Raw genomic sequence first — 9,000 nt, 5'->3', positions numbered from 1 at the left:
GCGGGTTGCACGACGCTTGCGTAAACGCCACTGCTGCCCTCCATCGCATACCATTTGCCCTGCGCCATGCCACCTTCGGGTGCGCCAATCAGCGGTATGCCACCAGAGGACGAAATCACCGGGTAATCGACCAGCGCCGCTTGCCCAAGTGCCTCAACCACGCTGCCCACAGCGGTCGTGCCCAGTGTGATGCCGGTTTCGGCATAGGCATCCTGATAGAAGGTATCCTTCACGATGTTCACGATGCTGTCGCCGAACCAGACATTTTCGCGCAAGAACTCGGCAGTGCGTTCGCGCGAGGTGCGCGAACCATCGACGCGATTGCGCAGATAGATCTGCCCATCGCAAAGCGGCGCATAAGCCAGCCCGGTTTTGCGCGCATCTTCCAGCGGCGAGACGGTATCAAGCGCCAGCGCGCAGGTCGTGTTGCCCTCGGCCTGTGCCAGCCGCAGCGTTGGCACCTCGGCGGGTTCCAGCGCCAGCTGCACTGCGCGCGGATCGACGTTTTCGAGGTGGTAGTAGGTCGAGCGCTGTGACCCCGGCGCAGTGACCTGCAAAAGATACCAAGCGTTGATAACCGGGCTGAGCGAGGCAAGCATCAGGGCGGTGCCGTCTGCCAAGGTCAGCCGCTGTTCGGCACGGAAGGGTTGCAGATCGAGGATGGTCTTGGTCGCCACCTCGTCATAGGCCGCGCGCTGCGCCGCCAGTGTTGCGGCATCTGGCAGGTCTATTCCCTGCGCATAAAGGTTTGTGGGTGCGGCAAGGCACCAAAGCAGCGGTATGGGCGCAATGGCGCGGGCAATGCGCGTTTTACAGTCAGGACACGGGGAAACGGAAAGATACAAACTAAACTCCTGCGACGTAAACTCGTTGCCCGTGGCGCATGCGCCAGTTGGGCGCCGCGCGAAGTCAAACGATAGCTTGCAAAAATAAAGGCCTGCAACCCTCTTGCGCCGAATCCGCGCGGCTCTTGCCGAATTGTGATCGGTGAGGCTTGCTTGGGCCTGACAGGTTGAATAACATGTTAGTTGCTCACGCGTTGCGTGGCGCGTGCAGGGGTGGGGCGATGGCGGGCGAGGCTAACGAGTTTCAGACTCTGCGTGACAAGGCTTACGCAAGCTTTACCGAGCATCTGCTGGCTCGCACGATCACGCCGGGGCAATTCGTCTCGCAGCGCGAACTGGTCGAAATTACCGGCCTGCCGCTTGGGGCCATACGCGAAATGATCCCGCGGCTAGAGGCCGAAGGGTTGATCCGCACGGTGCCGCAGCGCGGGCTGCAAGTGGCGCAGGTGGATCTCGATCTGATCCGCAATGCGTTCCAGCTTCGCCTTGTGATCGAGCGCGAGGCAGTGGCGCGCTATTGCGAGACTGCGCCACAGGATGAACTGGAGGCATTGCTGGCCGCGCATTGTGCCGCGCGCGACGAGGCAGAGCGCTGGGTCATGCCCACCGCACTGGACCGCGCGCAAGAGCTTGATTGGGCGTTTCACGACCGGATGGTAGACTCGCTGGAAAATGACCTTATTTCAAACATCTATAGGGTCAATTCGGTGCGCATCCGGCTGATCCGGCTGGCGCAGACGCGGATGCTGCCAAGCCTGCTACCTGCGGTGATGGGTGAACACATAGCGATAATCGAGGCGCTTCTGGCGCGCGACGCGGGGGCGGCGGTGGCCGCACTTGAAGCGCATATCGAAGTGGCGCGTCGGCGCGCACTGGGGGTTTGAATGGGGGGCTTGGCACTGACAGCTTGCCTCATACACGGCTTTCCGGCGCATTCGGAACGATATTCAGGATTTTGCCGCGCTGATCGCGGCTTCGGAGGACGAACATGACCCAGATCCAACTCGTCGCCAGCGGCGATCTGCGCGAAAGCGCCAACCTTACATGCTGGCCCGCACAGGCCGCGATGGAAGCGCGGCTGACCGAGGTTCTTGCGGCCATGGGCCACGAACTGGTGCGCGCGCATCCGGTCAAACCCGCGGGGCACGGCTTTATTGCCAGCCAGCGCGAGGGGATGGATGTTTTTGCCACGATTGACCCCAATGCGCCGCTGATCGTGGCCGAGGCGGTCTGGCAATATTCGCACCATCTGCTGGCGGGGTTGTTTGCCCATCGCGGGCCGATTCTGACGGTTGCCAACTGGGCCGGGCAATGGCCGGGGCTGGTCGGGCTGCTGAACCTAAACGGCTCGCTCACCAAAGCGGGGGTGAAGTTCTCGACTCTGTGGAGCGAGGATTTTTCCGATGATTTCTTCCTCAGCGGTCTGAAAGAATGGCTGAAAACTGGAAAAATCGAACATGACATGGCTCATGTGCGCAGTTTTGACCCAGCCGCAGTGCCTTTGCACGACGCCGCCATTGCAAAGGCAATTGCCGCCGAGATCCACACCCGAAAACTGATTCTGGGCGTGTTCGACGAAGGCTGCATGGGCATGTACAACGCCATCATCCCTGACGAACTTCTGATGCCGATGGGTATCTACAAGGAAAGGCTCTCGCAATCGGCGCTCTACTTCGCATCGCGTCAGGTGCCCGAGGCCGAGGCGCGCGCGGCCTATGATTGGATGCTGGCAAAGGGCATGACCTTTCATCTGGGCCAAGACCCCGCGACCGAGTTGACCGAAGCGCAGGTGATCGATCAATGCCGGATGTATGTGGCCGCGGTTCGGCTGGCAGATACCTTTGGATGCGAGGCGATAGGGATTCAGTATCAGCAGGGATTGAAAGACCTCTGCCCTGCCTCTGATCTTGTCGAAGGCATGTTGAACAACGCCGATCGCCCGCCAGTTACCCGCGCTGATGGCAGTGTGATCCGCGCGGGCGAGGCGATCGTGCATTTCAACGAGGTTGATGAATGCGCGGGCCTTGATGGGGTGCTGATCAACCGGCTGCACACGGCGCTTGGCCAACCGGTAGAGACGACGCTGCATGATCTGCGCTGGGGCGAAGATTTTGCCCTCGACGGTCAGCGCGAGTTTGTCTGGCTGTTCGAAATCTCGGGTGCCGCGCCACCCGCGCATCATGTGGGCGGCTGGGCCGGGTCGGATTCGGTGCGCCAGCCGCCGATGTACTTCCCGTCAGGGGGCGGCACGCTACGCGGTGTGGCACGGCCCGGTGACATCGTCTGGAGCCGCATCTTCGTGGAAGGTGGGGCACTGCATATGGACCTTGGTCGCGGCCGCGCGGTTGCCCTGCCAGAAGCTGAAAGCAATCGGCGGGCAGAGGCGACCAGCCCGCAATGGCCGATGATGCATGCGGTTCTCAACGGTGTCTCGCGCGATGCGATGATGGCGCGGCACCGGGCAAACCATATTCAGCTAGTCTATGCCGATAGTGCTGCGGCCGCTGACCGCGCCATGTTGGCCAAGGCGGCGCTGGCCGACGCGCTGGGCATCAAGGTGCATCTCTGCGGGGTTTGATCAAGCCAACAGGCGGGTGCGCAGCAGCGCGCCCGTCGCCTCGATATGCGCGACCAATCGTGACACAGCCAGATCGGCGCTGCGCGAGCAGGCCGCCGAGGCGATAGCGTCATGTTCGGCCTGCACGTCGCGCCCGGCGGGTAGATCGGCAAGATAGAGCGCGCGGTAGCGATCTTGCAGCCCACGCAGTTGCGTGCAGAATTGCAGCAGCAGCGGCAGGGTGCAGCCGCGCAGCAGTTCCATGTGAAAGGCTGCGTGCGCGGCCTCCCAAATGGCGGGGTCTTGGGGGGTGCGCGGCGTCGTGCGCAGCCGGTAAAGCGCGCCCATCACCCGGCTTTCCCAATCGAGATCGCCCTTGGCGATCGCATCGCGCAGCGCTCTGCTTTCCAGCGCCACCCGCAATTGGGTAATCTCGGCCAGATTTTCTGCCGAAACTGGTGTTACGGAATAGCCGCGCTGGTCTTCAAAGGCGACCAGCCCGTCGGCGATCAACCGAGACATCGCTTCGCGCAGCGGGCTGATCGAAACGCCCTGCATTTCGCGCAGGCGATCGAGGTTGATCTTCTCACCCGGTGCCATATCGCCGCGCACGATCGCGGCACGCAAATCGGCGACGATCCGGCTAGAGAGGGTTTCCTTGCGGGCTCGTGGCGCCATGCTGGCTGTTCCTTGTTTGTCGCAGCATAAGCGACGATTGATATGGCAGCAATCTATCTGCCACAAAATGGATGATCAGAGATTTATCTGGTGACGTTTTGGCGTAACCGCTATGTTAAGGCGTTAAGGAAAGGCCGCTTCGTGACGCAATCGCTTGCCCTTGCCACTTATGAAAAAATGCGCAGCGACATCATTTTCGGGTTGCTTGCGCCCGGTGCGCGCTTGCGGATGGAAGATTTGCGGACCCGCTACGGGGTATCGGTGCCGACCTTGCGTGAAGTGCTGAGCCGACTGGCAAGCGAAGGGCTTGCAGTGGCCGAGGATCAGCGCGGATTTGCCGTGGCCCCGATTTCCGAAGCGAACCTGCGCGAACTGGCGGCGCTGCGCACGTTGATCGAGTTGCACGCGCTGGAGCGTTCCTTTCAGGTTGGCGATCTTGAATGGAAATCCAGCGTCGTGGCCGCGCATCACAAACTTAGCCGCATCGAACAGCGGATGATTGCAGGCGACCCCAGCGACCGGGTCGAATGGAAGCGCTACGATTCGGGCTTTCATCACGCGTTGATCATGGGTTGCGGCTCTGCCGAATTGCTGGCGGTGCACGGCTCGGTGTTCGACCGCTACCTGCGCTATCAGATGGTCTACCTGACCTTCCGTGGCCAGATTGCCGCCGACGAACATCAGGCGCTGCTGGAGGCGGCGCTGGAACGCGATGTGGTGCGTGGGCAAGAGGTGTTGGTGCGTCATATCGAAGGTGGGGTTGAACACGCATTGCGGGCTCACGCCGCGGTGTGTGTCTAGCTGCGGGGGCCGAGTGTTCCGCGCACCCAGTCAGGGGCGGCAAGGCGCAGGCCCGAGAACAGCTCGAACGCGCGCAATCCCTGATGAAAATAAAGCTCATAGCCACCAAGAAACGCGGCACCCAAGCCCAGAACCTGCGTCCTGAATGGCGTGTCGGCGGGCGTATAGACCGCGTCGAACGCCCAGTCGGGTTGCCCCACGACACCCGCTGGCAAAGGCGAGCCGGGCCGCCCGACCATGCCGAGCGGCGTGCAATTGACCACGCCGTTAAAGCCCGCGATGTTTGACAACTGCGCGCTCTCACAGGCCGAAACGGTCACCCCTGCGTGGCTGCGCAGGGCCTTGGACAATGCGGCAATCTTTTCCGGCTCGGTATCGTAAAGCACGATTTCCGTGGCGCCGAGGTCGGCCAGCGCAAAGGCAACCGCCCGCCCGACGCCACCCGTGCCCAATACCAGCACCCGGCCCGGCCCCCTCGTGCCGAATGCGGCGATGTAGGCCGCAACAAAACCGGAATGATCGGTGTTGAAAGCGCGCGGTCCTTCCGGGGTGAACAGCACCGTGTTCGATGCGCCCATCGCGCCCACAACCGGATCACCCGCCGGCACCAACGCCGCCGCCTCTTCCTTATGCGGGTAGGTCACGTTGACCCCGGCAAAGCCAAGCTGCGCGCATTGCGCCAGAAGTTCGGGAAAACGCAGCCCTCGTTCTGCGGGAATGATCAGATCGTAGGTGACATTCACACCCAGCGACAGACCGCAAACCACATGCAGCGCAGGCGAGCGCGTGGCGGTGATGTTGCCCCCGATCAGCCCAAGTCGCAACGTGCGCACCGGCGCGTTCATCCCATATACCCGAAATAGCGCGGAAGAAGCAGCGAGATGTCGGGGAAGATGGTCAGTAACAAGAGTGCAATAAGCAACGCCCCAAGGAATGGCAGCACATTCACGATGATATCGCGCAGCGGAATGCCTGTTACGGCATTGATGACGAAAAGCAGCATACCGTAGGGCGGCGTAATCAACCCCAACATGGCGTTGACCACCATCACCACGCCGAAATGCACAAGGTCGATACCAAGCGCCTGCGCGGTTGGCACGAACAGCGGCAGCACCACCAGAATGATCGTGGTGGCATCCAGCAGGCAGCCGAGCCCGAGGATCAGCAGGTTCATTGCCAAAAGGAACATCAGGGGCGAGATCTGAAGTTCCGACATCTGGTTCGACAGTGCCTCGGGGATACGCTCGGTGGCGACGATGTAGTTGAAGATCAGCGCACAGCCGATCACGATACCAACAGTTGCCGATTGCCGGGCGCTTTCAACCACCACGCGGTAGAACTCTCGCAAGCGAAGCGAACGGTAAAGCCCGACCGCCAACAGCAGCGCATAAAGGGCGGCAATCGCCGCGGCTTCGGTGGGCGTGGTAGCACCGCCGTAAATGCCCGACAGCAAGATCACCGGCATCATCAGCGCAGGAAAGGCGCGGATCGTGATGCCCGGCGCATCGCGCAGCGGGGTTGGCGCTTCCACCGGTATCTTGCGCCGCCAGGAAATGGTCCAGTTCATCAGCATCAGCACAAGGCCCATCAGCAGACCCGGCAGAATACCCGCAAGGAACAGATAGCCGATCGACTGGTTCGAGATTAGCGCATACATCACCATCGGAATGGACGGCGGGATGATTGGGCCGATCGTGGCCGAGGCGGCGGTAACGGCGGCGGCGTAACCGCGCGAGTAATGCCCGGTCTTGATCATCATTTCGGTGATGATCTTGCCGATCCCGGCGGCGTCGGCCACGGCGGAACCGGACATGCCTGAAAAGATCAGCGACGACAGGATGTTGACGTGCCCCATGCCGCCGCGAAACCGGCCCACCACAGCAACGCAGAAAGTCAGCAGCCGTTGCGATATGGTGCCAGCATTCATGATATTGGCGGCGATGATGAACAGCGGCACGGCAAGCAAGGTATAGCCGTCATAGATCGATTGGATCAGTTGCTCGGCGGCAAGCGCAAGGTCGGCACCATCAATGGCAAGGTAAAGCGTTGCGGAGACCAGCAACGAATACCCGATCGGTGTGCCGATCGCGGCCAGCCCGAACACTGCGGCAAGGCAGACGGCAAAGGCAAAACTCATCTCAGCGCGCCTCCTCGGGCGGGTGTAGGGAAGGGCGCGAAGGCGGGGCGTCTGGGCTGCGCAAAATGGCAATCAGACCCAAGGTATAGCGGACAATTAACCCAACGCTGAAAACGATGTAGATGATGAACACCCACTTCATCCGCACCTGCAAAACCGCGCTGCGCTTGCGATAGTAAAAATCGACATAGTCCCAAGCGGCGGGCAGAGCCGCCGCAACGGCTATGACAATCGATACCGCGGCGAGGCCGGCAAAGATCCGCTGCCAGCGGATTGGCGCCATATGATAAAGCAGGTCGAACTTCACCTGATCTTCGTCGCGAAGGCAGAACGCAGCCCCCCAAAGCACAAGCCACAACCAGAGCGTTGCCTGCACCTCTTGCGTCCAGCCGACCGGCAGGTTGAAGACGTATCGGGCGGCGATCTGGATGATGAAAACCGCGAACAGGGTGGCGAGCATCGCGCCCGCCACCCCATCGGCTATTTTCCGCAGCAGTTTGATGAAGCGCTGCACGCGACGCTTCCTCAGTTAGCCGCGTTGATCGCTTCAACGATCCCTTCCGGCCACGACTCGGCGTAGGGCGAGGCAAGATAGGCTGCCTGCACTTGCGTGCGGAAGGCATCGACATCGGGCGTGTAAACCTCGAGCCCCTGTTCCTTGAAGAACTGCACAAGGTCATCTTCCAGTTTCAGCTGACGCTCGCGCCCAAGTGCTGCGGCATCGTCGGCGGCCTTTTGGGTGGCGGCCTGCTGTTCCGGGGTCATCTTGTTCCACGCATCAAGCGACAGCGCCAGATAGTTGAGGTCAACCAGATGCGAGGTCATCACGATCTGCTTGGTGACTTCGTAGAACTTGCTGTCCTTGTTGGTGGGCAGCGGGTTGTCTTGGCCATCGATCGCGCCGGTTTGCAGGCTGGTGTAGATCTCGCCAAAAGCGACGGGCACCGGGTTTGCGCCAAGCGCCGAACCAAGGAACTGCCAGGCGTCGGTTCCGGGCATCCGCAGCTTGACACCCGCCAGATCGGCCGGGGTTTTCACGTCAAGCTCTGCGCGCGACATGCGCAGGTCAAGCTGGCGGCGGCCAAGATACATGACGGTCAGCAGTTTAACGCCAAGCTCGTCTTCGACTTTCTTCTTGAACGGGTCCATCAGCGCGTTGTTGAACACCGCAACCTGATGCGCGGCGTCGCGGTGCAGGTAGCCCGCGGTAAAGACCGAGAACTCAGGGAAGAATGACGCAAGTTCCTGCGCCGAAATGATCGCCATTTCGAGGTTGCCGCGTGCGATCGCTTCAAGCTCGGTCGCTTGCTTGAACAGCACGCCGTTGTAATGCGGCTCATAATTGGCGAAGGCGGCAACGCCGGGGCCAAACACTTCGGCAAGCGCCACGGTGCGCTGGTCGCTATCGGTGGCGACCGTGGACATGCGAAGCTGGATTTTTTCCTGCGCGGCGGCGACGCCTGCGGCAAAAACCATCGTGGCGGCAGCCGTTATGCCTAGCACAGCACGACGGGTAATCGAGTAAGTCATGGCAGGTCCTCCCATTGCCGGACAGAATCCCCCATTCAGGGGCAATGCGGGCTTGAGGTTGGCAGTTTCCGAAGCACCTGTCCAGAAAATATCTGGCAAAGCGCGGTTCATCCACGCAAGTGCAGATGCGAAGATAGTCGAGAAATAATCAATTATTTGTTTCCCAGCTTCGTTTTTTCGCGTAGAAATCAGCGGCAAGTGTTGTGATTCAGGCTAGACTGGGTGCGGCTCGAAGTCGCAAGGGCAGGCGCGCCACCCGAACCGGGGCAGTCAGGAGAGAGAGACCGATGAGCGAGACCATCTATATACTAAACGGACCGAACCTGAACCTGCTGGGCCAGCGCCAGCCTGAAATCTATGGCCGCGAGACACTTGCCGATGTCGAGGTCGAATGTCGCGAACTGGCGAAAGGCTTGGGGTTTGATCTGAAGCTTTTTCAGTCAAACCACGAG

General features: G+C 61.0%; 9 protein-coding genes and 1 pseudogene. 4 read left to right on the top strand and 6 right to left on the bottom strand.

The features are described from left to right. Positions 1 to 845 (bottom strand): annotated as a pseudogene (locus tag ABY403_RS09610) (hypothetical protein); the annotation flags it as partial. Positions 846 to 1,066: 221 nt separating this feature from the next. Between ABY403_RS09610 and ABY403_RS09605 the strand changes: the two are divergent. Next, a complete protein-coding gene (locus ABY403_RS09605; RefSeq protein WP_372840571.1) occupies positions 1,067 to 1,729 on the top strand; it encodes a GntR family transcriptional regulator in 663 nt (220 codons plus the stop codon). Positions 1,730 to 1,833: 104 nt separating this feature from the next. Beyond that, on the top strand, positions 1,834 to 3,423 hold the full coding sequence (locus ABY403_RS09600) for a fucose isomerase (RefSeq protein WP_372840570.1): 1,590 nt from the start codon (positions 1,834 to 1,836) through the stop codon (positions 3,421 to 3,423). Here the strand turns inward: ABY403_RS09600 and ABY403_RS09595 are convergent, their stop codons facing one another. After that, complete coding sequence (locus tag ABY403_RS09595) at positions 3,424 to 4,080, bottom strand: GntR family transcriptional regulator (RefSeq protein ID WP_372840569.1); 657 nt, start codon at positions 4,078 to 4,080, stop codon at positions 3,424 to 3,426. It lies immediately after the preceding gene. A 141-nt stretch (positions 4,081 to 4,221) separates the two neighbouring features. Here ABY403_RS09595 and ABY403_RS09590 point away from each other — a divergent pair, with 141 nt between their 5' ends. Next, a complete protein-coding gene (locus tag ABY403_RS09590) occupies positions 4,222 to 4,881 on the top strand; it encodes a GntR family transcriptional regulator (protein WP_372840568.1) in 660 nt (219 codons plus the stop codon). Here the strand turns inward: ABY403_RS09590 and ABY403_RS09585 are convergent. From ABY403_RS09585 to dctP, 4 genes are read right to left on the bottom strand one after another with little or no spacing between them, the layout of a single operon-like run. Next, on the bottom strand, positions 4,878 to 5,726 hold the full coding sequence (locus ABY403_RS09585; RefSeq protein ID WP_372840567.1) for a shikimate dehydrogenase: 849 nt from the start codon (positions 5,724 to 5,726) through the stop codon (positions 4,878 to 4,880). The two genes, ABY403_RS09590 and ABY403_RS09585, sit on opposite strands and share 4 nt — an antisense overlap. Then, entirely contained in the window at positions 5,723 to 7,018 is a 1,296-nt protein-coding gene (locus tag ABY403_RS09580) for a TRAP transporter large permease (RefSeq protein WP_372840566.1), read from the bottom strand. Before ABY403_RS09580 ends, ABY403_RS09585 begins: the two co-directional genes overlap by 4 nt. Before the next feature lies 1 nt (position 7,019). Continuing rightward, a complete protein-coding gene (locus tag ABY403_RS09575; protein ID WP_372840565.1) occupies positions 7,020 to 7,532 on the bottom strand; it encodes a TRAP transporter small permease in 513 nt (170 codons plus the stop codon). An 11-nt stretch (positions 7,533 to 7,543) separates the two neighbouring features. Continuing rightward, positions 7,544 to 8,548 (bottom strand): TRAP transporter substrate-binding protein DctP, encoded by a 1,005-nt coding sequence (dctP, locus tag ABY403_RS09570; RefSeq protein WP_372840564.1) that lies wholly within the window; start codon positions 8,546 to 8,548, stop codon positions 7,544 to 7,546. A gap of 287 nt (positions 8,549 to 8,835) precedes the next feature. Here dctP and ABY403_RS09565 point away from each other — a divergent pair. Beyond that, positions 8,836 to 9,000 (top strand): type II 3-dehydroquinate dehydratase (locus ABY403_RS09565; RefSeq protein ID WP_372840572.1); only part of this gene is annotated, 165 nt, incomplete at its 3' end.

Source organism: Phaeovulum sp. (assembly GCF_041596715.1).
Classification (GTDB): domain Bacteria; phylum Pseudomonadota; class Alphaproteobacteria; order Rhodobacterales; family Rhodobacteraceae; genus UBA6213.
This window is presented reverse-complemented; position numbering and strand designations above follow the sequence as displayed.

Excerpts from the sequence above, each read along its gene's own strand:
- ABY403_RS09605 (WP_372840571.1), top strand. The coding sequence starts at position 1,067 with ATGGCGGGCGAGGCTAACGAGTTTCAGACTCTGCGTGACAAGGCTTAC.
- ABY403_RS09600 (WP_372840570.1), top strand. The coding sequence starts at position 1,834 with ATGACCCAGATCCAACTCGTCGCCAGCGGCGATCTGCGCGAAAGCGCC.
- ABY403_RS09595 (WP_372840569.1), bottom strand. The coding sequence starts at position 4,080 with ATGGCGCCACGAGCCCGCAAGGAAACCCTCTCTAGCCGGATCGTCGCC.
- ABY403_RS09585 (WP_372840567.1), bottom strand. The coding sequence starts at position 5,726 with ATGAACGCGCCGGTGCGCACGTTGCGACTTGGGCTGATCGGGGGCAAC.
- ABY403_RS09580 (WP_372840566.1), bottom strand. The coding sequence starts at position 7,018 with ATGAGTTTTGCCTTTGCCGTCTGCCTTGCCGCAGTGTTCGGGCTGGCC.
- dctP (WP_372840564.1), bottom strand. The coding sequence starts at position 8,548 with ATGACTTACTCGATTACCCGTCGTGCTGTGCTAGGCATAACGGCTGCC.